Origin of the sequence: Achromobacter sp. JD-1 (assembly GCF_038594925.1) — a bacterium.
In the GTDB taxonomy this organism is placed as follows: domain Bacteria; phylum Pseudomonadota; class Gammaproteobacteria; order Burkholderiales; family Burkholderiaceae_B; genus Achromobacter; species Achromobacter spanius_C.
In genome coordinates, this window is the sequence record NZ_JBCGCS010000015.1 from 18,716 (window position 1) to 40,997 (window position 22,282).

A 22,282-nucleotide genomic window follows, 5' to 3' on the forward strand; every position below is an offset into this window, starting at 1 on the left:
GTCACACCGAGGAAAAAGGAAAGGCGGTCTTCAGGCCGCGCGGGCCACTTGATGGCCGGGCGCGAATTCAATCAGCGGGATGATGGCGGGTTCGTCGCCGACGCGGCGGACCGGGCTGGGGATTTCACCTTCGATCAGCGACGTATCGATATGGCGGCCGGGTTCGGCCACGGGCACGGCGGCCAGCAGCTTGCGCGTGTAGGCATGCTGCGGTGATTCGAAGATCTGCCGGCGCGTGCCCAGTTCCACGATCTGGCCCAGGTACAGCACCGCCACGCGATGGCTCACCTTTTCCACCACCGCCATGTCGTGCGTGATGAACAGGTACGACAGGCCACGGTCTTTTTGCAGATCCATCAGCAGGTTCAGGATCTGCGCCTGAATGGATACGTCCAGCGCGGAGACGGATTCGTCGGCAATGATCAGCTTGGGGTTGCTGGCCAAGGCGCGCGCGATGCACACACGCTGGCGCTGGCCGCCCGAGAACTCATGCGGATAGCGCTTGGCGTGTTCGGGCTTCAGGCCCACTTGTTCAAGCAGTTCACCCACGCGGCGGGCGATGGCGTCCTCGCCATGCAACAGGCCGTGCGTGCGGATGGGCTCGGCGATGCTGAAGGCCACCGTCTTGCGCGGGTCCAGCGATGCGTAGGGGTCCTGGAAGATGTACTGGATTTCCTGGCGCAGGCGCTGGCGGCCCGCGGCGTCCATCGAAAAAATGTCCTGGCCGTTGTAGCGCACCGCGCCCGAGGTCGGCGCCACCAGTTGCTGCAAGGTCTTGCCGATGGTGGATTTGCCGCTGCCCGATTCGCCCACCAGCGCCAGCGTTTCACCGGGGTAGACATCAAAGCTGACTTCTTCCACCGCATGCACGCGATGCGTGACGCGGCCAAACAGGTTGTGCCCGACGTCAAAACGGGTGGTCAGCTTTTCCACGCGCAGCACGGGTTCGTCGTAGCGGGCGGTGTCTTGTTCGCGGGTCTCGCCCACTTCGCGCAGCGTGTCGCCGTCCAGCACGGTTTGCGGCGTGCGCAGCGGCAGGTCGCGGCCTGTCAGGCTGCCCAGGCGCGGCACGGCGGCCAGCAGGGCGCGCGTGTACGGGTGCTTGGGCGCGTTGAAGATCTCATCAACAGTACCTTGCTCGACCTTCTTGCCGCGCAGCATCACGACCACGTCGTCGGCCATCTCCGCCACCACGCCCATGTCGTGCGTGATGAAGATGACGGCGGTGCCCAGGTCGCGCTGCAATTCGCGGATGGTGTTCAAAATCTGCGCCTGGATGGTGACGTCCAGCGCGGTGGTGGGCTCGTCGGCAATCAACAGGCGCGGCTGGCATGACAGCGCCATCGCGATCATCACGCGCTGGCGCATGCCGCCCGACAACTGGTGCGGATAGCGGTCCAGCAATTGTTCGGCGTCCGGCAGTCGCACTTTTTCAAGTAGCTTGCGGGCCGACTGGCGCGCGGCAGAGCGCGACAGTTGCTGGTGCAGCATGATGGCTTCCACGATCTGGTCGCCGATGGTGAACACCGGGTTCAGCGACGTCATCGGTTCCTGGAAGATCATGGCGATGTCGTTGCCGCGTATGGCGCGCATCTGCTCGTCGCTGGCCTGGGTCAGATCGGTTTCGCGGCCATCGTTGTCGCGAAACAGGATCTGGCCGGTGGCGATGCGGCCGTTGGAGTAGTCCGTCAGCCGCATGATGGCCATGGACGTCACCGACTTGCCCGACCCGGACTCACCCACGATGGCCAGCGTCCTGCCGGGCTTGACGTCGAAGTCCAGGCTGTCGACAGCGCGGAACACGCCGTTGTCGGTATTGAAGTCAACCGATACGCCGCGCACGGACAACAGCGGGGCGGGTGTAGAAGCGGTAGTGCTAGACAACGTGAATTCTCACAGCGAGGTGGCGGCGCGGGCAGCTTGGTCGTACAGGCCCGAGAGGGCGCGCAGGGTGTTGGCCAACTGGTGGCTGGCCTCGTCCGCGGCAGGGGAGTCGATGAACGATTGGACCAGGCACTGCTCGCGCACTTCGGCGTAGCGCGCAATGGCGGCGGCGCCGGCGTCGGTGGTGGTGTAGATCACTTCCTTGCCCGTCTTGGCGCTTTGCACGACGCCCAGCCGCTCAAGTTTCTTCAGCGAATAGTTCACCAGGTGGGTGTCTTCAACGTTCAGCGTGAAGCAGATGTCCGCCAGTTTCTTGCCACGTCCCCGATGAAACACATGGTTCAGCACCAGGATGTCCAGCGAGGTCAGATCTGGCAGGCCGGCGCACGCCATGCAGCGCACCATCCAGCGATTGAAGGCGTGCGACGCGATGATCAGGCCGAACTCCACCTCGGATAACTGCGGGGCGGACGTGGCCAGATGCGCGGAAGAAACGATGGCGTCCCGGGGGGAGGCAGGCATGTACGGCTGGAGTGAAGACAGTTCAATGACAAAACGTTGGCGAATTATTGACGATTTGTCGATAAGCAGGCATTCGGGATAACCCTGGTCAGATTTGCGAAAATTCGAATTATTACGATATTTATGTCACAAATGGTATTATTTGTGCCCTGCTTTAATTCAGGCTGAACACGCGGTCAGTCGGTGCTAAAGCCCCTGAATGCTTCGAAATGAGAGGGAACAAGGCGTGCGTAATCCGGGTTATTTGTTAAAGCGGGCTCTGTTCAAGTTGTCACCAAGGTTTGCGGAACGTCTCAATATCGATTTCAGGCTGCATGCGCCGAACCGCGTCTTTCTCGAAGAATCAGTGTTTGGTTATCTGAATGATTCGGCGGCTGCCTCGTCCGACGACAGCAAGACCTTGTTTGTGGGTATCGACAAGCACAATTGGCATTACCCGCGCCTTTTGAATTCCGAATTCCATTCCCTTGACATCGAGGAACGCAAGGCGGTTTATGGTCAGCCTGGCAGGCATTGGACCGGCAGCGCCACGGAAATGGCGGATCACTATGGTGATGATGTCTTTGACGTGGTGGTGGCGAACGGGCTGTTGGGTTTCGGCGTGAACACCGAGCCTGATTTCAGGCGCCTGCTGGAACAATGCAAAAAGGTATTGAAGCCAGGGGGGCTGTTCGTGATTGGGTACAACGACCGCCCCGATCGCGCCCCATTCCCTGTCTTGCCCGTGTTGCGCGAGTTCTTCGAATTGTTCGAGCCGCCGATTGCCGGTGTGGACGGCCACGTTCATCGGGTTGATGACGGCTTTCAGCACGTATTCGTGTTTCTCAGAAAGGCAAAGGCTTCAGATCGCCCGGCGTTCCGCACCGAACTGGCGGACGCCGCCTCAGTGCATTAAGCGCCGCGCGGTGGGTCCGCCTTCCCACAGTGACCAGGCGCCGTCGTCGGTGCAGGCCAAGCAATGCGTGGGACTGATCCGCTCCAGGAATGTCGCATCGTGAGAGACCACCACCAGGGCGCCGGGATATTGCGCCAGCGCATCTTCCAACGCTTGCGCCGATGCCATGTCCAGATGGTTGGTGGGCTCGTCCAACAGCAGCAATTGCGCGGGTTGCCTGCGCCATAGCGCGCAAGCAAGCGCGCCCTTGACGCGTTCGCCGCCGCTCAGGGTGGTGGCGGGCGCCTGGACCTGGGCGGGACCCAGACCCAGCAGCGCCAGCCGGCTGCGCAGTTCGCCCTGGGACAGTGTCGAGCCGCACGTTTCCAAGGTTTCCAAGATCGACGCCTTCGTCGCCAACGCGTCCGCGCCTTGGCCCAGCATCGCGGTGGGCACGCGCACATCGCAGCGGCCTGAGCGCGGGGAAAGATCGCCCGCCAGCATCGCCAGCAAGGTACTTTTTCCACAGCCGTTAGGCCCTTGGACCGCCAGCCGGAATGGGCCGTCCGGGGTCAAGGTCAGCGGTTGCGCGTGGGGCGGCCAAGGGGGCCGGGCGGCTTCCAGATGCAGGACGCGCCGCCCACCGGGCACGGTGGTGTCTGGCAAGGCCAATACCGTGCCTGCCGTGGCTGGCGCTTGCGACGCGGCCAGCCTGACAGCCTCTTCCAAGGTGGCGGCAGCTTGCTCACGGCGCAAGCGATCACGTCCCGCGTGGGCTTGTGCGCTGGCCTTCTTGCCGCCAAGCAAAACGGGTGCCTGATTGGCCCCGCGGGCGTTGCGGCTGTTGCGCGCGCTGCGGTGCTGCTGCGCATCGTGCTGTTGTCGCAGCACCCGCAGGCCGGCGGCGCGCTCGTGACGGGCATGCGCCAGGACGGCGTCGGCGGCTGCGTTCTGCCTGTCGCGTTGGGCGCGCCAGGCGCTGTAGTTGCCAGCATGGCCGCTCAGCGTGCCGCGCGCCAGTTCGACAATGTTGTCCATAGCCTCCAGCAGGTGGCGGTCGTGGCTGACGACGATCAACGCGCCGCGCCATGCGTGGATTTTCTGGGTCAGCCAATCGCGCGCACGGGCGTCCAGATGGTTGGTGGGCTCGTCCAGCAACAGGCCGTCGGCGTGTTGCTGGAAGGCGCCCGCCAGCGCCAAGCGAGTCAATTCGCCGCCGCTGGCCGCGCGGGCGGGATGCATGGGCGGCCAGTCCGGCAGCCTGGCATCGGCAAGCATGCGCGCCCAGTCCTGATGGATTCGCCAATGACCTTCGGCCAAATCAAAGTCCGCTCGATCGGTACTGCCGGCTTCGATATGGGACAAGGCCCGGAACACGGGGCCTAAGCCCGCGACGTCGGCCAGGGTGGCGCGGACGGGGTAGGCGAGCGTCTGCGCCACGTAAGCCAGGTGGCCATGGCGCACGACATGGCCCGACTGTGCGGGCTGCGCGCCCAACATGACCTGCAATAGCAGCGACTTGCCCGCGCCATTTCGGCCGATGACGCCATGGCGCGCGGTGGTGAAGTCGTGGCTGAGGTCATCAAACAGCATGCGGCCGTCGGGCAGGGCCAGGCTGACATGCTGCAAAGCAAGAAAGAGGGGCGCGGATTGTGTAGAAGAATGCGCCGGCGGCGGCGCGCTGGATGACCGGGCCATGAATAGCTCTCCGAAATAATGAAACGCTTTGCGCGCCGGACGCCAGGGGGCTGCGGGGCAAAGGGGAATCAGCAGGAGGGCTTAAAGAATCATGGCCTTGGGGGTCTCCAGGGGGGGCAACGCTCTAAGGGTGCCGCGTTAAGGGCCACAGACACGAGGGCTGCAGACACGAGGGCTGTCGATACAAGGGCCGCCATCGAGGCGCAGCATGGCCGTTCGAACCGCATCGTACGTGAAAGTTCCCGCCTCAGCTTTCCAGCAGGCGAAGATCTGGCGGACGATTTTCGATAATAGCTTCCATGCTGAAGAAACCCGTCACGGTCGACAGTTCAAAATCGGTGATCAGCTTTTGATAGAAGCGGTCGTAGCCGGCCATGCCTCGGCAGACCACCTTGATCAGGTAATCCCAGTCGCCGCCGATGCGATAGAACTCCGTCACTTCAGGCAGGCGCTCAACGTGCTGGCGGAAACCGTCGGCCCAGGCCTTGGCGTGGTGGCTGGTGCGGATCATCACGAACACGGTCAGGTCCAGCCCCAACGCCACCAGGCTGACTTCGGCACGGGTGCCGCGAATGATGCCACAGGCATTCAGGCGCTGAAGCCGACGCCAGCACGCATTCTGGGAAAGGCCCACCCGATCGGCCAGTTCGCGCTGCGACAGCGAACCGTCTTTTTGCAGGCAAGAGATGATGCTTAGATCAAGTTTGTCTATTTTTTCCAGCCTATCGTTCATTTGACTCACTTTCAGCAGATTTACGCAAAATTACGGTGATGTTTGTTGTCGGCTTCCATCGTATGATATTTCGGATCAATTGGAAGACCATCATGACTACGCTTACCGCCACGGCCTCCGGCACCGCAGGACCGTTGCAGCAGTTTCAAGACAGCCTGAACACCGGCGATGTTGCCGCCGCGCTTGCCGATGGTCTGATCGGCAAAGACGCCTTTATCGACGGCCCCTTTGGCCGCAAGCCCCTGGTCTACGCCGACTACGTTGCATCGGGCCGCGCCCTGATGCAGGTCGAGCGCTTCATCCTGGAACAGGTGCTTCCGTACTACGCCAATTCGCACACCGAAGCGTCTTACTGCGGCGGCTTAATTACGCGCTTGCGCCGCGAGGCCCGCGCCGCGATCGCCCGGTGTTGCGGCGCCAACGATGCGCACGCGGTGATCTTTGCCGGTTCGGGCGCAACGGCGGGCATCAACCGCCTGGTCCACCTGTTCGGCGTGGATGCGGCGGTGGCGGCGGGCAAGCCGGTCCGCGTCATCATCGGCCCCTACGAACATCACTCGAATATCTTGCCGTGGCGTGAATGCGGCGCGGACATCGTCGAAGTGCCTGAAAGCGCGCAAGGCGGCCCCGACCTGGCTGCATTGGACGCGGCGCTGACCGCGCCCGCCGGCACGCTGGTGATCTGCTCCTTGTCGGCCGCGTCCAACGTGACCGGCATCGTGGCGGACGTGGCCGGCATTACCCGGCAGGTCAAGGCGGCGGGCGCGAAAATGCTGTGGGACTACGCGGGCGGTGCGCCTTACCTGCCGATCCAGATGTCGCCCGCTGCGGACGCGCACATCGACGCGCTTGTTTTTTCACCGCACAAGTTCATAGGTGGGCCGGGCGCATCGGGCGTGCTGATCGTACGGCGCGACGCGGTGCTCGACACCACGCCGACCTGGCCGGGCGGTGGCACCGTAAAGTTCGTGTCGCCCGAAAGCCACGATTACAGCGCTAGCCTGGAAGCGCGCGAAGAAGCCGGCACGCCGAACGTGGTGGGCGATATTCGCGCCGCGCTGGTCTTGTTGGTGAAGGATGCCCTGGGCGCGGATTTCATGCGGCAGCGCAACGACCATTTCGTGCAGCGCGCGCTGGCCGCGTGGCAGGGCTCAGATCAGTTGGAATTGCTGGGTTCGCTTAGCGCCAAGCGGCTGCCCATTTTTTCGTTCCGCGTGCGCAATGGCAAGGGCGGATTCGTGCATCAGCAATTGGTGACCCGCCTGCTGAGCGACCGTTTCGGCATTCAGGCGCGGGGCGGCTGCGCGTGTGCGGGGCCGTACGTGCATCGGTTGCTGGACATTGACCCAGCCCAGTCGCGGCAAATGCGTCAAGCCATTCTGGATGGCCGCGAGATTGAAAAGCCGGGTTTTGTCAGGCTGAATTTCAGCGTGTTGCTGTCGGATGCGAAGGCCGACTTCATTCTTGAATCGGTTTTGGCGCTGGCGGCCGATGCCAGCCAGTTCGAAGCCCGTTACGGCTTCGATCCCAGCCGCGCCATCTTCTTTCCGCAACACACCGAGATGGAAATGTCCATCTGATCAGGCCATAGTGCCGCCGCGCCTGTCCATGGCGTGGCGGCGCCAGGCATGCGCATCAGACATCGGGTGTCAATCTTGCATCTGCCTGGCGCAGGTTCGGATCCAGGCGGCCTTCATGTCGGCAAGTTCATCGGATGCCTGGGTCAGCCGACGCACGACGGCGTCTGGAAACGCCGTTCCCTTGCGGCGGCACGCCTCGAAATCATCGCTAAGCGCGTAACGCGCATCCAGCAGGTCCAGCCGGCCTTGGCACAGCGCGCGGTTCAGCTCCAGGTTGTTGGCGGCTTCGTGCGTGCGCTGCACGTCTTGCTTGCGCTTCAAACTGGCCTCTGCCGCGTCGATGCGCGCAACGCAGTCGCCACCAGCGCGCGCCGGCGCGGCGGTGCAGGCCGCCAAAATCAAAAAAACGGCCAGCGGCCGACGATGCTTTGTTGCCATGCGAAAAACCCAGGTGTGGCGTGGGATGCATCATAACTGGTGCGAAAGGCGGCCACGGGAAAAGCGCGCCGCGCGTCTGCCACTGCATGGAAAACCAGTATGGCGATTCCCGCCAACGGGTCTACCATCGACCACGGTTCCCTGATTCAAAAGACCCGAACCGCAATGGATTCGGGCGCCTGCCTATCCGGCTGAAGTTCTGTTTTATCAACACGTCACGTTGGAGATGAAAGAGAATGACCACACCCCTCATCAAGGTCGATCTGGACCAGTCCCCCTACGAGAACAAGCACATCCATAATCGCTGGCATCCGGATATTCCGATGGCCGTCTGGGTCAAGCCCGGCGATGACTTCGTGCTGGAAACCTATGACTGGACGGGCGGCGCGATCAAGAACGACGACAGCGCCGATGATGTGCGCGACGTAGACCTTTCCACCGTGCACTTTCTTTCCGGCCCAGTGGGCGTGGAAGGCGCGGAACCCGGCGACTTGCTGGTGGTTGACCTGCTGGACATCGGCGCCAAGCCCGACAGCCTGTGGGGGTTCAATGGCTTCTTCAGCCGCAACAACGGCGGCGGCTTCCTGACCGAACATTTCCCGCACGCGCAAAAATCCATCTGGGATTTCCACGGCATGTTCACGTCGTCACGCCATATTCCCGGCGTGAACTTCGCGGGGCTGATCCACCCCGGCCTGATAGGCTGCCTGCCAGACAAAAAACTGCTGGACACCTGGAACCGGCGCGAACAGGCCCTGATCGACACCAACCCCAACCGGGTGCCGCCGCTGGCCAATCCGCCCGCGCCCAAGACCGCCCACATGGGCGCCTTGCAAGGCGCTGACCGGGATCGCGCAGCGGCCGAAGGCGCCCGCACCGTGCCGCCCCGCGAGCATGGCGGCAACTGCGACATCAAGGACTTGTCGCGCGGCGCTCGCGTGTTTTTTCCGGTGTATGTGCAGGGTGGTGGCCTGTCGGTCGGCGATCTGCACTTCTCGCAGGGCGATGGTGAAATCACCTTTTGCGGCGCCATCGAAATGGCGGGCTGGGTGCATATGCGCGTGTCGCTCATCAAGGGCGGCATGGAAAAATACGCCATCAAGAATCCCATCTTCAAGCCCAGCCCCATCACGCCCGCCTACAAGGACTACCTGATCTTCGAAGGCATCTCGGTGGATGAAGAAGGCAAGCAGCACTACCTGGACGTGAACGTCGCCTACCGGCAGGCGTGCCTGAACGCCATCGAATACCTGAAGAAGTTCGGCTATTCGGGCGCGCAGGCGTATTCCTTGTTGGGCTGCGCGCCAGTGCAGGGCCATATCAGCGGGGTGGTGGACATACCCAATTCCTGCGCCACGCTGTGGCTGCCCACCGAGATCTTCGACTTTGACATCCAGCCGTCGGCGTCGGGGCCGGTCAAGCACATCAAGGGCGGGGTGGACATGCCGCTCTCGCGCGATCGCTAAGGAGCGCTGCAATGCCCATGTATGACTATTCCTGCGGCGCGTGCGGCGACTTTGCCGCCTTGCGGCCGCTGGCGCAATGGCGTGATCCGGCGGCGTGCCCGCAATGCGGCGCCGCATCTGGCCGCATCATCGGCGGGGCGCCGGCAATCTCCGCACTGTCGTCCGCCCTGAACCGCGCGCGTGCCGTGAATGAGCGCAGCGCGAACGAGCCGCGCAGTTCGCGGTCGGGCCATGGCATTAATTGTGGTTGTTGTGGAGGCGGGCGAACGTCGGGAAAGACGCGCACCAGCGCCGACGGCGCGAAATCATTCGCGGGCGCGAGGCCCTGGATGATCAGTCACTGATGACGTTTGCGTGAAAGGCAAAGTGCCGGCCGATGTCGTCATCGGTCGGCACTTTTTGTTTGCGCGTGGCCGGCTTCAGGCCTGAGCCGGCGCCACGGCTGCACCCTGGATCTTGTGGCGCGCCAGGGCCTCGGCCACAAAACCGGATTTCTTCATGGCTTCGACGAAGGCGGCCAGGTAGGCGCTGGCCTTGTCGCCACGGCTCTTGGGCACGCCCATGGCCTGGCGGATCAGCATGAAGTGGCCATCCAGGAGCCTTAGCCCACCCAGGCGCGCGGCGTCGGCTTCAAGTTGTTGCTTCACGCCCGCCGCCACTTCCAGGTTTTCCTGCAGGAAAGTGTCGACGACGGCCGGCGACGTGGGCGCGCGGAAGATCTCGGCCTGCTTGAGTTCGCGCGTCAGGTAAAGGTCGTAGGCGCTGCCTTTGCCAACCACCACGCGCACGCCATCGCGGTCAACCTGATCCATGGCGGTGACGGGGGAGTCCTGGCGCACCAGGTACGCGCCTTCGATGACGACATAGGGGGCGGTGAACGCGATCTGCTCGCCGCGCAGCGGGTCGATGGCAAAAAATCCCACGTCGGCCTGCTCCGTGGCCACCGCGTTGACGGATTCGCCGGCTGACTTGAACACCACCAGATCCAGCTTCACGTCCAGGCGCCGTGCCAGCTCCGTGGCCAGGTCCACGGACACGCCGCCGGGCTGGCCGGTGCTTGGGTCGGCGTTTGCCAGGATGGGGTTGCCCAGATTGATGGACGCGCGAAGGGTGCCGGTGGGGGCGAAGGCGGAAAGCAGCTCGTGGTCGGTCTTCATGGTTTCCTTGAGGATGAAGCGCCGGGGCGGGGGCACGGGCGGCGCGGTTTTCCTCAAGAATAGCCGGAACGCAATGGCCGGAACAGTCGCAACCGCGACGCCGGCGCGGCCCCGCGCGCGGCCTGGCACGCCCTATTGGGCGCGACGCAGCACGTAGTAAGAGGCCAGCGGACCGGTAGGGCGGGTGCCGTCGCGGTACAGCATGATCACCTGGTTTTCGGCGACGAAGTAGCGCTGGCTATCTCCCGAGGCATCCAGCCGGATGGTGCTGCCGTCGGACTCCCAACTGAACGTACCGGTGACGATTTCGGGTTGCGGCTCGCGGTCCAGATACTGGGTCTGGCGTTCGTAGCGGTCGCCCTTCATCAATGTCAGCCGAGTCTTGACGCCAGGGCAATCGGCGCAGGGCAGGGTGCCTTCGTAGCTGCCCGGCCAGTCCAGCGCATTGCGCGCCGTGTGGCCGTCGGCGGGCGTATCGCGCGCATCATGCGACGCAAAGGGGGCGCAGCCGGCAAGCAGGGCAAGGCTCAGGGTGCAGGTCAGGGTGGTTTTCATCATGGCGAGCTCCTGTGGGTAAACGGGTTCACGATACGGACAGTAATGGGGGGCTGCTGAAACGGGATGTAAGGTGCGCCGCGTGGTTCTGGCACGCCAGCCGGGTTCTGGTATTGCGCTGAGGTAGACTGCGCGCCATGGATCCCGAACTGCTTAATCTGTTGGTGACCCGCGACATGCCGTTCGGCAAGTACAAGGGACGGCTGATCGCCGATTTGCCCGGCCCGTACCTGGCGTGGTTTGCGCGCAAGGGGTTTCCACCCGGCGAACTGGGCCGCTTGCTGGCGTTGATGCATGAACTGGACCATAACGGCCTGTCGTCCTTGTTGGCGCCGCTGCGCGCCTCGCGGCCAGGCGCGGCGCCCAAGCGATAGCGCTGGTGGCCTGCGCCCAATGGCGCGAGACACCTTGAGAAACCACGAGAAACATCTGCGGCCCGGCCGGTAGCGTCTTGGCACGCCGGGCTGGCGCGGGCGGCGCTACGATAAGCTGGCCCCCGTCAAGCTGGCCTGCCAGTATGCTGGCCCGACGGGGCGCCCGCCCATTCCAGAGAGAGGTCTTTATGAAGAAATATTCCGTTCCTGCTTGCCTGCTTGCGGCCGTATGCGCCCTGGGAGCCGCCAGCGTCGCGCAGGCACAGAATGCCGCTCCGGCCACGCAGGAAATGCAATTTCCCAGCATGCCGTCCAAGGATGGCAGCCAATCGCCACCCTCGACCCTGCGCATGACGGTCACGCCCGCGCCCGGCACCGGCCCCGCGGTGATCCGGGATTCAGCGGCCAGCCAGGCCGAGTATGTCCGCTGCCGCGAGGTGTCCGATCGCGCCGCCGTGTCGAACGCACAGATGCAAGCCGGCGTGGCGCAATGCCTGAAAGAGCTGGAGCAACGCCGCCAGCAATAGGGCGCACGCCGAACGCCGCCGGGTTCCAGACACGGTTGCAGGTCCGGTTCCAAACCCGGTTCCAAACCCGGTTCCAGATCACTGCAGTGCTGCCCCCGCCGCGGGCCCATAAGCCAGCTTGGGTAGCGCTGCGGCTGCCTTCGGCGGTGATCGCGGCGGGCCCTTCAAGGCCGGCGCCTTGGGGCGAATCGGGGGCGCCACAACCGATTTGGGTGGCGCGGGTGGGGGTTTGGATGCCTCGGCCAGCAAGGTCTCGGGCAGCGCAAAGCCGTCGAAGCTGGCTTGTGTGAACGGGTTGTTGGCTTTTTCGGCTGTGATCCGGTAGCGCATGGCGCCGTCGTTCGCCGAGAAGCTCAAATCAACGCTGTTGGCCGTTGCGCTGTCCAGCCGCGCCTGGCTCAGCAAGCGGAACATCGACCAAGACCCGCGATACGCCAGTCCGCTGCTGGTGCCGGCCGCGCTGACCAGGGTGATGCGGCTTTCCGTGGAGTCCCCCAGGTTGTTCGGCCAGATCAGCCCAACGCTGTTGCTGGCGCCATGGCTGTAGCTGATCAACTGGCCTTCGACGCTGAGAACGCTGCTGCGACGGCTGGAGGTCAGCCCCAGCGGCTCGATACTGAACTGCACGCCCAGCGCGCCTCGGCTGTTGAAGAAGGCGTCGCGGATGCGGTCGGCGGCTTCAAGTTGCTCCAGCACGTCCATCCGCACCAGATAGCCGCCCCGGCGTTCCGAATACAGGGCCTCGAGGTTGTCGTCGAAGAACAGCTTCAGGTATTGATCCTTGAACTGCGCCAACCTGCCTTGCGGGCCGAACAGCGCGGTGAAATCCTCAAGCGAGGCGTCGATGCGGCTCTTCGGGTTGAACGGGTAGCGGCTGGCCAGGCGTTCCTGGTAGTAGCGGTACACGTCGGTCTCCCAGCGCCGCTCAAGCTCTTTCAGCGCTTCGATCAGCAGCACTTGCGACGATTCGTCGGCCAGCTTCTTTACTTGCCGGTTCAAGGGTTCGGGCAAGCCGGCGGCCACGCGCTGCAGGTTGCCGATCGGGTCGGCGCCCTTGAGCGCAAACCGGTCCATCACCACCGCAAGCGCCGCTGTACCGGGTTCGGGGCTGTCATGCACGGTTTTCAGGGTGTCGTGGACACGGCTGATGGCGGTCATGCTTTCGTCCAGGTAGGACGGCTTGTCGCCCTTGGCCACCAGCAGTTCGGACAGTGACGCAAATGGCCGCGCAATGGCCGCCACTTGCGGCACGTTGGCGCCGGTGATGGCGTTGGCGGTCAAGGGCTCGGCGTTGTCGCGCGGCTGGCCGGCCACGGCGACGCCGGGCGACGGCGGGCTCAACACGGTGTTGTCGCGCACGGTCTCAACCAGCCGGCGCAGCGGCGCGGCGGGGCTGATCACATTGCCCAGCACGGTCACGGCCTGGCTCAGGTCGTTGAAGTCCACGATCTCCAATTGGTTCAGGCTGCGTTGCCAGGTGTCGATGTAATCGCTGCTGTAGAGCGCACGCACCCGTTCGGCCAATACCTGTTTGTCGGCTTCCGAATAATCAATCCGCTGGCGTTCGCCCAATGTCCAGCGGTCGATCATGGCAAGGTCGGTGAAGTCTTTGCCATGCGCCGCGAAATAGCCGTGATACCCGGCCGCCGTCAGCAAGGGGTCGATGCGGGTGGACACGCCGTTCTGGCCGGCCGGCGCAGTGGGATCCTTGTAGACGATGTCGAACGCCGGGCCCACTTCATTGCGCAGGTCCAGCGGCGAGTGCAGGATTTTGCCGGCCTGCTCGCGCATCGTCATATAGACGCGCTGCGGCATGGGAATCTGGCGCAGGCGTTGCTGCACTTCGGCGATGCGCGCCCGGTTTTCGGGAAGTTCGGCATCGGCATACTTCATGGCGTAGTCCAGATGGCGCATCAGCCCGTTCTGCACCGATCCCTGGCCGGGAAAGGCCGCCTGCCATTGTTGCGTCATCCAGTCTTCCACAATGGGCGAACGGCGGTTGGCGCGATCTTCAAGCATGCGGTAGACACGCAGCGCCGCCAGTTGCTGGTTGCTGCCGGACGGCGCGCCGTTGATGGCGTTCATGACGCCGTTCGCCAACTCCGGCAGAAAGCGCCTGGACAAAAGTTGCAGGTAGGCTTCGTCCACCTTGGGGCCGATCTTGCGGCCCTGGTACAGGCCCAGTTCCGACACCACGGGCCAAGCCTTGCGATAGTCGCCAACCACGGCGACGGCGCTGCGGATCTGGTCCAGCGGCTGCAGGAGGTTGCGGCCGGTGGGGTCGCTGCTGCCGTCGATCTTGTGCGCGCTGAATTCGCGGCTCTTTTCCAGCACTGACATCGCCATCTCTCGGTTCACGCCGTGGTAGTGATACCAGCCCCCGGCCAGCAACAGGCCGCCCAGCGCGGCAACGCCAAACCCCACCATCAGTGTGCGCCGCTTGTCGGCCAGCACCTTCAGGTTGTCACCCGCCAGGCCCGCCTCGGGATAGATGATCCGCTGGAACACCTGTTGCGCGAAATAGACGACGGAGCGGCCGCTGGGCTTGGCGTGCGCGGACGGTTCGGTCAGGCCATAAGTTTTCGACGCGGCGTTGATGAAGGCGTCGCACAGCAGCCCCTGCTGATAGACCGATGAAAAGTACACGCCACGCGGCAGGGCGGGCGTGATGTAGCGGTCGCTGCCCAGCACCTCTTCCAGGAAGCCAAGCAGAACGGGGCGCATGCCGGCCAGCTGGCGCACCAAAGAGAACAGCGCCTCGCGCGCCTGCATCGTGGTGGCCTCGCCCATGGCGTCGAAAATCTGCTCATTCAGGCGCTGGATGAAGCCGTCGTAGCGCTCGGCCAATTCCTCGAGCCAGGCGTCGTAGTCATGGACGGAGTCCAGCGTGAAAGTGAAGCCGAAGATGTCCTCGCGCACGGCGCGGGGCAGGCGAGCAAAGAATGGCTCAAAGCCGTTGAGCAAGTCGAACTTGCTCAACACCACATACAGCGGAGGCCGGGTGCCCAGATGTCGGCTCAGTTCAGCCAGGCGGGTGCGAAGCAGAATGGCCAGCGCCTTGCGATCGCTGGCCTTCTGGTTCAACAGGGTGACCAGGTCCACCATCAGCACCACGCCATTCAGCGGGCGTCGGCTGCGGTTGCGTCCCAGCCAGTCCACCAGGCCGGCCCACAAGCGCGCGTGCGCGCCCGGTGGCAATGGCATGCGCGCCGCCGTGCGCGTGACCTCGGGAACGGCCGCAGTGGCGGAGACCGCGGAGGGGGCGGCGGCGCCAGCTTGGACGGTTGCGTCCCGGTCGGGGGTGGCGTCGGTCTGTGCCTCTGGCGCGGGCAAGGAATCGGCCTGGCTGACCAGTTCTCCGGGCGGATCGATCAGCACCGCCTCGTCGCCCATCCACCAATCAATGTCATACGCTAAATCAGGGTCGGCGAAGCCGCGGCGCACTCCCGCCTTGCTTTCGTTGCTTAGCGAAAAGCTCTGGCTGGACCGGTTGATGAAGCTGGTCTTGCCGGTGTTCTCCTGGCCCAGCACCAAGTACCAGGGCAGTTCATAGAGCGCGTTGCGCCCTTTCAGATTGCCGCGCAGCAAGGCCAGGCTTTGATCCAGCGCGCGTTCCTGCGCCTGGACGAAGCGCAACAACGGATCGTCCAGGCGTTGCGCCACCGCGCCGCGTTCCGCTTCCAGGCGGAGGTTGCGGCGTCGCAGCGTCCAGAGCCAGGCCAGCACGGGCACCATCAAAATGGCCAAGGTGCACAGAATGCGCAGGGTCAGGTCCGCCAGGGGCTGCTGCTCATGCCAGGTCCAGTGCGGTCCCAGCCACCAGACGCCGATCAGCAGGAACACAATGGCCAACAGCGCCAGGATGGGCATCGCGCTCTTGAAGTGACCCGCCACGGGCAATCCGTAGCGCTTGATGATGGGCCAGATATTTTTCATCGCATGACTCCTTAACCCTTGCGGTCCGCGTCGACGGCGGGGCGCATGGGCATGTACTTGTTCAATTGTTCGGCAAGCTCTGGTTCCCATTCATGGGCAGGCAGCGCGCGCAGCGTGATGGCGACGTTCGAATAAAGGTTTTCGGCCAACCAGGACAGCCCGCGTGACGCCAGCAGGTCCGCCGCGATGACCGTGGCGTACGCGCGCTGGCGCGGCGATTCCGAATTGCCTTGCTTGTCCTGCAGACGATGCAACACGGTTTCGACACCGTCACCGTCCAGTTGCGCAATCAGTTCCTCACGCAATTCGGCAAAGGCCTGCTGGGGGGCGGCGCCTGCCGTGTTGCCATCGGCGCCGCTCAGCCACGCCAAGGTTTCACTGTCGACAAAGGCGCGCCCATCGCTGAAGCACAGATCCCGCAAGGCCGGAATGCGGCGCACGAAGCGTTCCGTGGCCAGGCGGATGGCGGCGGCGGCGTCCTTCATCTCCAGGCGGGCGGCGATGCCCGCGGCCAGGAAGCTGCCCCGTATCCAGTAAGGCGACGCGACCACGCTTTTCTCCACACGCTGCAACAGGGCGGGGCTGACCGCATTGCCGGCCAGCGCTTCACCGTAGCCGTCAACAATGTCTGGGGGCACCGCCATCAATTCGGTGCGCATGCCGTTGCGGGTGGTGGGCGCGGCATGCAGGTGTGCCCACAGCGCGAAGCGGCGTAGCTGATAGCCGGTTGGGTCATAGGCGTCTTGTTGATTGATAAATTCGGCCACGCTCAGCAGGGAGCGCCGATTCTCCCGTTCATCACCGGGCTTCAACGTCGTGTTGGGGGCGTTGAAGAAGGCCTCATCGATGGTCTGCGTGGCGGATTGCTTGCCTGATTGGCCTTGGGTCTTGCTGCGTTGCCCGGCGGCGGAGTGGCCCTGTGCGCTCGGGTCGGGAAAGCGGGCCTGTTCGACGCAGCGCGAAAACTGCGCCTCCAGCCGAGTCAGCAGCGCCGGATCAAGCTTGGTGTCTTGCACGCGGCCCTGGAGGCGGTCCAGCGCCTGTTGCGCACGTGCCTGGTTCGCCTTGGTGTAGCTGTCCGGCGGCAACGCGTCCAAGGCGTCGCGCAGGCGATCGGCCAATAACGCCACCAGCCGACGCTTGCCCAGGTATCCGGTGGGGCCGGGCTTGGGGTGGCCGGTCTCCCAGTAGTGGTCGACCATGCCGGCCAGCACATCGACCGCCTCCGACCAACGCTGCCACGATCCTGCTTTCAGCCGGGCGGTGATCAAATGCCCCGCCACGCGGAAATGCTTGCACTGCCCGCCCAGATATTGACGCGCGGCTTCGTCGACGTAAAGCCAGTCCAGGCGGGCCTCTTGCAGGCCACCGAGCTTGATCATTTCGTGGTCGATGGCTTGAAAGGTCTCGTCTTCTTCATCGAAATGGCCGGCCGGCTGGCGCGCGTCCAGCGGCGCCAGCAAGGCCTCGATGTCGAGCGTGGCGTAGTGGGTCACCAGTGACAAGCCTCGCGTTGGCGCGACAACAGCGCTTGCAAGCCGCTGGCGTCAAAGGTCAGTCCGTTGAGCTGTGCGTAGTCGCTCTCAATGCGCAGGCGCTGGCCCGCGACGAAGGGCCGCAATTGGTCAATGGCGACCAGCCCCCGTCCGGCGTCCGCAACATTGCCTTCGTCCAGCACGCGCCACGGTCGCGCCGACGACAAGGGCCGGTCATCCATGTAAAGCTGAACGGTCATCTGGTGGCGTTCAAAGGGCTTCTCGGCCAATAGCTGCAAGCGCGAGATGTTGGACAGGCATGTGATGGCCAAGTAGACGGGCGGCCGCGTGTTCAGCGCGGGTGCTGAAATCACCACACGTTGTTGGCCGGCAGGCGGCTCGTTGGAATCCGTCAGCAGGAAAGTCGAGTCGCCATCGGGTCGAGACGATTCGTTGTGCCGGATGATGTCCGACGCGCGCGCCGATGGCGGCAGCAGCTTGGCCGCCTCGATGGGATCGGAAGCGGCGTTGCCGGTGGTGGCAGGCCTGGCCAAAGCGGCATCCCGCGCGGTGGCGCGCGTTGGGCCGCTGTCCAGGGCGGGCGGCGTACCCGCGGCCGCGTCAAAGCAGGCCAGCCGTTCGACGCCGGAGATGATCTGGGTGCAATGGTGAGCAGGGGTATCGGCGGCCAGCGCTGCAAGGCAGGCCGGTGCAGTCATCAGCAGCACAAGCAGGGTAGTAGCGGGTTTCATGTAGTGTGGTCCTCCCGGTCCAGATTCCACGCCTGGCAGCGGCGCGCCAACGTACGTTTGGGGATGCCCAGGCTTTGTGCGGCGCGGCTGCGAGATCCGTTGACCTGTCTCAGGCGCGCCCGGATGACCAGGCTTTGAAAGGTGTCCAGCGCTTGGGGCAGGTTGTCGGTGTGCAGCAGGCCATGCAGCAGATCGGCGCCAGCACTGCGTTGGGGCAGGGGGGGCATGTCAGCCTGCGACAGGTCAAGCAGGTCTGCGCGGATGGGCTGGCCTTGCGGCGTTCTTTCAGCGGCCACCAGCACCAGGCTGCGAAGCTGGCGCACATTGCCGGGCAAAGCATGGGCCACGAGCAGCGCCAGCGCGTCGGGTGCAAGGCCGGCGACACGCGTTTGGCGCTCGCGATTGTGCTGCAGCACTGTGTGGTAGCTCAATGCGGGAATGTCCTCCGGACGCGCGCGCAGCGGCGGCAACGCCAGTGTCAATTGCCGGATCCGGAAGTACAGGTCTTCGCGAAAGCGTCCGTCGCGTATCAATTGCGGCAGAGGGCGATGAGTCGCGCAGATCAGTCGGAAGTCCGACCCGTGCTCGCGCGTGGCGCCCAGCGGTCGGTATTTTTTTTCATTGAGCAGGCGCAGCAGCGTGCCCTGCAGCGCCATGGGCATGTCGCCGATCTCGTCCAGGAACAGGGTGCCGCCGTCCGCCTCGGCAACCAGCCCCGTGCGGGCCTGCACGGCGCCGGTAAAAGCGCCTCGAACGTTGCCGAACAGCTCGGCCTCGATGAGCTCTTGCGGAATGGCCGCGCAGTTGAGCGGCACGAACTTTCCATTGCGCGGCGAGGCCTGATGAATCAGCCACGCGGCATGGTCCTTGCCGGTGCCTGTCTCGCCGGTCAGTAGAACGGCCAGCGTCGAATCGGCAAAGCGCAGCATGTCTTCCCGGATGGTTCTGGCCGCCGCGCTGACGCCAATGAATTCGGCCGCCAAGAGACGCGACGCGCGCTGCCTGCCAGCGTCAGCCGTGGGCGTTTGCCGCAGGCTACGTTGGTAGCGTGCGTCGTCGGCGGCATGGCTCCGGGCATGCAGGCCGGCGAACAAGGATTCATGCGCAACTTGCAGGGCGCGCCAGACAGGGTCGGCGCGCCAGCGTGACAAGGTGGCGGCCTGCCCAGCCAAGGCCAGTACCGCCAAGGGCAGCCGCCGCGCATCCAGCATGGGGATGGCCAGTAGCGCGTGCTGCGCGCCCAGGTGGTCGCGCAGTCGTTCAAAGCCCACGCCCACGCCAACCAGCGCGGACATCTGTTCAACCTGGCAGGGCTTGCCGCTGGTCAGCGCATACACCAGCGGGTCGTCCAGCGCGTCCATGCTGATTTCCGGTAAAGGATCGCCAGCGGCGTTGGCCGCGCCCGCCACGGCCAACGCCACCAGCTTGTCACCCGTGGCGTTGCGGACATACAGGCAGGCCGAGCCTGCCCCGAGCCAAGCGGCGCAAGCGGCCGCGAAGGTGCTTGCCAAGGCATCTGGGCGGGTGGCAATCGCCATGCTGCGGGCAGTATCCGCCACGGTTAGCGCGTCCATGCCGCACCTCAACCCAGATGGGCGACGAATGCGCCCTGGACCCAATGCAGCCGGGCACTCCCCAACGCCTTGCCAGCGGCCAGTTGCTGCAGCACCGCCAGTGACAAGGGCGGCAGCAGTTCGCCATCAATGCAGGCGTCAAGCAGGCGCGCACCGTTTTCATGACGAGTGCAACGGCTGCGCAGTTCGTCGCGGGCGCTGGCGTCAATGATCAGGGGGGCGTCGAAACGCGTGGCGAATTGCGCGCGCAGGAGTTCCAGGCGGCCGTGGATGATCTGGTCCAGCACGTCTTCGTCAAGATACCGGTAGGGAACCAGTTGCATCCGCGCCAGCAACGCCGGTTTGAAGAAGGTGGCCAAGCGGGCGCGCAGCGAGTCTTCGGTCAGATCGGCAAGGTAGCCGTCCTGGTCGTCGAAGCCCAGGTTGGAGGTCAGGAAGAACAGGACGTTCTTGCAGTCGATCGGGCGTCCTTCGCCGTCGGCAAGCTCGCCTTTATCGAAGGCCTGGTAGAACAGGCTCATGACTTCGGGGTGTGCCTTCTCGACCTCGTCGAGCAGCACGATGGAGTAAGGCTGCCGCCGGATCGCTTCCGTCAGGACTCCGCCCTCTCCGTAGCCCACATAACCCGGCGGCGCGCCCAGCAGGCGCGACACTGTGTGCCGTTCCTGGAATTCGGACATGTTGATCGTGGTCAGGAACTGCCGACCGCCGAACAACGCGTCGGCCAAGGCCAGCGCGGTTTCGGTCTTGCCGACGCCGCTGGGGCCTACCAGCAGGAAGGCGCCGAGCGGTGTGCCAGGGCGGCGCAGGTCGGCGGTGGCCGTCAGCAGGTGCTTGTGAATGCGGTCAATGGCCATGTCCTGGCCTTTGATGCGCTGGCGCAGCACGATGGGCAATTGCGTCAGGCGGTCCATCTGGCCGCGGTTGATGGTGGTGGCGGGAATGCCGGTCCAGTCGGCAATGACCTGCGCAATCTGTTCGTGGCCAACATCAGCGTGCAGCAAGGCGCCGTCGCGTTGCAAGTCCGACAGTTCGGCCACCTTGCGGGCAAGTTCGTGGACGCCTTCGTCAGCAGGTTCGTGGGCAGGTTCGTGGGCTCCAGCCTGGGCGCCGTGTGTGCAAGCTTCGTCCTCAGCGTCATCCGGCAATGCGGCCCGCAAGCTGAGGATCTGGTCAACCAGCGCCTTCTGGTGTTCCCACGCTTGCCGCAGTTGCGCAATTCGTTCGGAGACGGCCTGGCCGTCGGCTTGAAGCGCGGTCATCCGGCGTGGATTCGGCTCGCGGCCCGCGCGCGCGTCGCGGCGCAGTTGCGTCAGTTCGGCGGCGATCTGCATGTGCTCGTGTTCCAGCGCCGTCAGGCGGCGTGGCGGTTCGGCCAAGGCGGTGGCGACGCGGGCGCTGGCGGTGTCCAGCACGTCAATCGCCTTGTCGGGCAGTTGCCTGCCGGACAAGTAGCGCGCCGACAGGGTGACGGCGGCCTGCAAGGCATCGTCGCCGATGTAAACGCGATGCGCCTGTTCGTAGAGCTTGCGCAGGCCGCGCAGGATGTGGATGGCCTGCTCTTGCGTGGGCTCGTCCAGCTTCACCAATTGGAATCGGCGTGTCAGGGCGGGGTCTTTTTCAAAGTACCTTTTGTATTCAGACCAGGTGGTGGCGGCGATGGTGCGCAGTTCGCCGCGGGCGAGGGCCGGCTTGAGCAGGTTGGCGGCGTCGCTGCCGCCCGCCGCGTTGCCGGCGCCGATGAGCGTGTGCGCTTCGTCGATGAACAAAATGATGCGCTGCGCCGACGCTTTGACCTCATCGATGACGCCCTTGAGGCGCTTTTCGAATTCTCCCTTGACCGACGCACCCGCCTGGAGTGCCCCCAGGTCCAGCCCCCAGAGCGCAACGTGGCGTAGCGGCTCGGGAACGCGCTCTTGCACGATGCGCAACGCCAGCCCTTCAACGACGGCGCTCTTGCCCACGCCCGCGTCGCCCACGACGATAGGGTTGTTTTTTCGCCGCCGGGAAAGGATGTCGATCATCAGGTCGATTTCCGCGTCGCGGCACAACACCGGATCGATCTTGCCGGCGCGTGCCTGGGCAGTGAAGTCGTGCCCGTATTTCGCAAGCGCCGTATTCACCGGGTCCGCTGATGCCGCGGGCGCGTGGGGCTCGGTGTCAGGTGATTCCGCGGTTTGTGCAAACAGCGATTGGAACGACTTTCGCAGCCCCTCGCGGTTGACGTGTTCGAACAGGGTGATCGCGGGCAGGGGCAGGTAGCGGCCCGCATTCAGCAGCGCCGCCAGCGCCAGGCTGCCACCGCGCAATCGCGGCTGCGCTAGCTCCAGCGAGCCGAGCAGCCAGGCTTCTTGCAACCATTCAATCAATAGCGGCGAGAACGTCGGGTACTGATCAGGCGCGGCGTCGTGGTCGCGATACGGCTTGTCGGCAGACAGCGCCTGTCGCACCGTGTCGGTGTCCAGACCGGCATGCGAGATCAGCACGCGCATGTCTGACAAGGGCGCGTCGACCAGCTTGTACAGCACATGTGCAACGGTGATCTCCGCGCAGTGCTGGCTGATGCACAGGCTGGCGGCTTCCTCTACGGCCTGACGGCAAATTGGGTTCAAACGATCTATCAGGGAAGAGAGATCAATTCTGATCATGATGCGCACACTTTCGAACAAAGCGGTAATCCGCAACGACACCATGCCTCGTCGTTTTTATCCATAGGAGGAATCAGAAAGCCGCTTGA

The 22,282-nt window shown here is 64.4% G+C and carries 18 protein-coding genes; 6 read left to right on the forward strand and 12 right to left on the reverse strand.

Annotated elements, in window-relative coordinates; genetic code table 11:
- Window positions 1-30 precede the first annotated feature (30 nt).
- Complete coding sequence (locus tag WBR68_RS21275) at window positions 31-1,884, reverse strand: ABC transporter ATP-binding protein (RefSeq protein ID WP_230695196.1); 1,854 nt, start codon at window positions 1,882-1,884, stop codon at window positions 31-33.
- Between the two features lie 9 nt (window positions 1,885-1,893).
- Complete coding sequence (locus WBR68_RS21280; protein WP_050445098.1) at window positions 1,894-2,406, reverse strand: winged helix DNA-binding protein; 513 nt, start codon at window positions 2,404-2,406, stop codon at window positions 1,894-1,896.
- 226 nt (window positions 2,407-2,632) lie between these two features.
- Between WBR68_RS21280 and WBR68_RS21285 the strand changes: the two genes are divergently transcribed.
- Entirely contained in the window at window positions 2,633-3,301 is a 669-nt protein-coding gene (locus WBR68_RS21285; protein ID WP_230695197.1) for a methyltransferase domain-containing protein, read from the forward strand.
- On the opposite strand, the gene WBR68_RS21290 is transcribed toward WBR68_RS21285, so the two are convergent.
- Window positions 3,290-4,978, reverse strand: coding sequence for an ABC-F family ATP-binding cassette domain-containing protein (locus tag WBR68_RS21290; RefSeq protein WP_230695198.1), 1,689 nt, complete (start codon window positions 4,976-4,978; stop codon window positions 3,290-3,292). The genes WBR68_RS21285 and WBR68_RS21290 overlap by 12 nt on opposite strands.
- A gap of 247 nt (window positions 4,979-5,225) precedes the next feature.
- The gene (locus WBR68_RS21295) at window positions 5,226-5,711 is read right to left on the reverse strand and encodes an Lrp/AsnC family transcriptional regulator (protein WP_127185054.1); all 486 of its coding nucleotides are present in this window, start codon (window positions 5,709-5,711) and stop codon (window positions 5,226-5,228) included.
- 92 nt (window positions 5,712-5,803) lie between these two features.
- Between WBR68_RS21295 and WBR68_RS21300 the strand changes: the two genes are divergently transcribed.
- On the forward strand, window positions 5,804-7,291 hold the full coding sequence (locus WBR68_RS21300) for an aminotransferase class V-fold PLP-dependent enzyme (protein WP_230695199.1): 1,488 nt from the start codon (window positions 5,804-5,806) through the stop codon (window positions 7,289-7,291).
- A gap of 69 nt (window positions 7,292-7,360) precedes the next feature.
- Here WBR68_RS21300 and WBR68_RS21305 read toward each other — a convergent pair whose 3' ends face one another.
- A complete protein-coding gene (locus WBR68_RS21305) occupies window positions 7,361-7,729 on the reverse strand; it encodes a hypothetical protein (protein WP_230695200.1) in 369 nt (122 codons plus the stop codon).
- A gap of 236 nt (window positions 7,730-7,965) precedes the next feature.
- On the opposite strand from WBR68_RS21305, the gene fmdA reads away from it, so the two are divergent.
- Both fmdA and WBR68_RS21315 read left to right on the forward strand, forming a co-directional pair.
- Window positions 7,966-9,195 (forward strand): formamidase, encoded by a 1,230-nt coding sequence (fmdA, locus tag WBR68_RS21310; protein ID WP_050445105.1) that lies wholly within the window; start codon window positions 7,966-7,968, stop codon window positions 9,193-9,195.
- Between the two features lie 11 nt (window positions 9,196-9,206).
- Window positions 9,207-9,539: an FmdB family zinc ribbon protein gene (locus tag WBR68_RS21315; RefSeq protein ID WP_127185052.1), complete on the forward strand. Its 333-nt coding sequence runs from the start codon at window positions 9,207-9,209 to the stop codon at window positions 9,537-9,539.
- A 75-nt stretch (window positions 9,540-9,614) separates the two neighbouring features.
- Here WBR68_RS21315 and WBR68_RS21320 read toward each other — a convergent pair whose 3' ends face one another.
- On the reverse strand, window positions 9,615-10,352 hold the full coding sequence (locus WBR68_RS21320; RefSeq protein WP_050445107.1) for a transporter substrate-binding domain-containing protein: 738 nt from the start codon (window positions 10,350-10,352) through the stop codon (window positions 9,615-9,617).
- Window positions 10,353-10,484: 132 nt separating this feature from the next.
- Window positions 10,485-10,910, reverse strand: a complete 426-nt coding sequence (locus WBR68_RS21325; protein ID WP_230695201.1) for a copper resistance protein NlpE — start codon at window positions 10,908-10,910, stop codon at window positions 10,485-10,487.
- A 134-nt stretch (window positions 10,911-11,044) separates the two neighbouring features.
- Here WBR68_RS21325 and WBR68_RS21330 point away from each other — a divergent pair, with 134 nt between their 5' ends.
- Together WBR68_RS21330 and WBR68_RS21335 are read left to right on the forward strand one after the other, a co-directional pair.
- Window positions 11,045-11,281 (forward strand): DUF3820 family protein, encoded by a 237-nt coding sequence (locus tag WBR68_RS21330; protein ID WP_050445110.1) that lies wholly within the window; start codon window positions 11,045-11,047, stop codon window positions 11,279-11,281.
- 188 nt (window positions 11,282-11,469) lie between these two features.
- Entirely contained in the window at window positions 11,470-11,808 is a 339-nt protein-coding gene (locus tag WBR68_RS21335) for a hypothetical protein (protein WP_050445111.1), read from the forward strand.
- 78 nt (window positions 11,809-11,886) lie between these two features.
- On the opposite strand, the gene tssM is transcribed toward WBR68_RS21335, so the two are convergent.
- Genes tssM through tssH form a run of 5 tightly spaced genes read right to left on the reverse strand, consistent with a single transcriptional unit; the run spans window position 11,887 to window position 22,157 of the window.
- Complete coding sequence (tssM, locus tag WBR68_RS21340) at window positions 11,887-15,744, reverse strand: type VI secretion system membrane subunit TssM (protein ID WP_230695202.1); 3,858 nt, start codon at window positions 15,742-15,744, stop codon at window positions 11,887-11,889.
- A gap of 11 nt (window positions 15,745-15,755) precedes the next feature.
- Window positions 15,756-17,240 (reverse strand): type VI secretion system protein TssA, encoded by a 1,485-nt coding sequence (gene tssA / locus WBR68_RS21345; RefSeq protein WP_230695203.1) that lies wholly within the window; start codon window positions 17,238-17,240, stop codon window positions 15,756-15,758.
- On the reverse strand, window positions 17,237-17,971 hold the full coding sequence (locus WBR68_RS21350; protein WP_230695204.1) for a type VI secretion system-associated protein TagO: 735 nt from the start codon (window positions 17,969-17,971) through the stop codon (window positions 17,237-17,239). Before WBR68_RS21350 ends, tssA begins: the two co-directional genes overlap by 4 nt.
- The gene (locus tag WBR68_RS21355; protein ID WP_230695205.1) at window positions 17,968-19,545 is read right to left on the reverse strand and encodes a sigma 54-interacting transcriptional regulator; all 1,578 of its coding nucleotides are present in this window, start codon (window positions 19,543-19,545) and stop codon (window positions 17,968-17,970) included. The genes WBR68_RS21350 and WBR68_RS21355 overlap by 4 nt, the downstream gene beginning before the upstream one ends.
- A gap of 8 nt (window positions 19,546-19,553) precedes the next feature.
- The gene (gene tssH, locus WBR68_RS21360; RefSeq protein WP_230695206.1) at window positions 19,554-22,157 is read right to left on the reverse strand and encodes a type VI secretion system ATPase TssH; all 2,604 of its coding nucleotides are present in this window, start codon (window positions 22,155-22,157) and stop codon (window positions 19,554-19,556) included.
- Window positions 22,158-22,282 lie beyond the last annotated feature (125 nt).

Bases quoted from the DNA above. Each gene is read 5' to 3' on its own strand.
- WBR68_RS21280 (WP_050445098.1), bottom strand. From the start codon at position 2,406: ATGCCTGCCTCCCCCCGGGACGCCATCGTTTCTTCCGCGCATCTGGCC.
- WBR68_RS21290 (WP_230695198.1), bottom strand. From the start codon at position 4,978: ATGGCCCGGTCATCCAGCGCGCCGCCGCCGGCGCATTCTTCTACACAA.
- WBR68_RS21295 (WP_127185054.1), bottom strand. From the start codon at position 5,711: ATGAACGATAGGCTGGAAAAAATAGACAAACTTGATCTAAGCATCATC.
- WBR68_RS21300 (WP_230695199.1), top strand. From the start codon at position 5,804: ATGACTACGCTTACCGCCACGGCCTCCGGCACCGCAGGACCGTTGCAG.
- WBR68_RS21305 (WP_230695200.1), bottom strand. From the start codon at position 7,729: ATGGCAACAAAGCATCGTCGGCCGCTGGCCGTTTTTTTGATTTTGGCG.
- fmdA (WP_050445105.1), top strand. From the start codon at position 7,966: ATGACCACACCCCTCATCAAGGTCGATCTGGACCAGTCCCCCTACGAG.
- WBR68_RS21315 (WP_127185052.1), top strand. From the start codon at position 9,207: ATGCCCATGTATGACTATTCCTGCGGCGCGTGCGGCGACTTTGCCGCC.
- WBR68_RS21320 (WP_050445107.1), bottom strand. From the start codon at position 10,352: ATGAAGACCGACCACGAGCTGCTTTCCGCCTTCGCCCCCACCGGCACC.
- WBR68_RS21325 (WP_230695201.1), bottom strand. From the start codon at position 10,910: ATGATGAAAACCACCCTGACCTGCACCCTGAGCCTTGCCCTGCTTGCC.
- WBR68_RS21330 (WP_050445110.1), top strand. From the start codon at position 11,045: ATGGATCCCGAACTGCTTAATCTGTTGGTGACCCGCGACATGCCGTTC.
- WBR68_RS21335 (WP_050445111.1), top strand. From the start codon at position 11,470: ATGAAGAAATATTCCGTTCCTGCTTGCCTGCTTGCGGCCGTATGCGCC.
- tssM (WP_230695202.1), bottom strand. From the start codon at position 15,744: ATGAAAAATATCTGGCCCATCATCAAGCGCTACGGATTGCCCGTGGCG.
- WBR68_RS21350 (WP_230695204.1), bottom strand. From the start codon at position 17,971: ATGAAACCCGCTACTACCCTGCTTGTGCTGCTGATGACTGCACCGGCC.
- WBR68_RS21355 (WP_230695205.1), bottom strand. From the start codon at position 19,545: ATGGACGCGCTAACCGTGGCGGATACTGCCCGCAGCATGGCGATTGCC.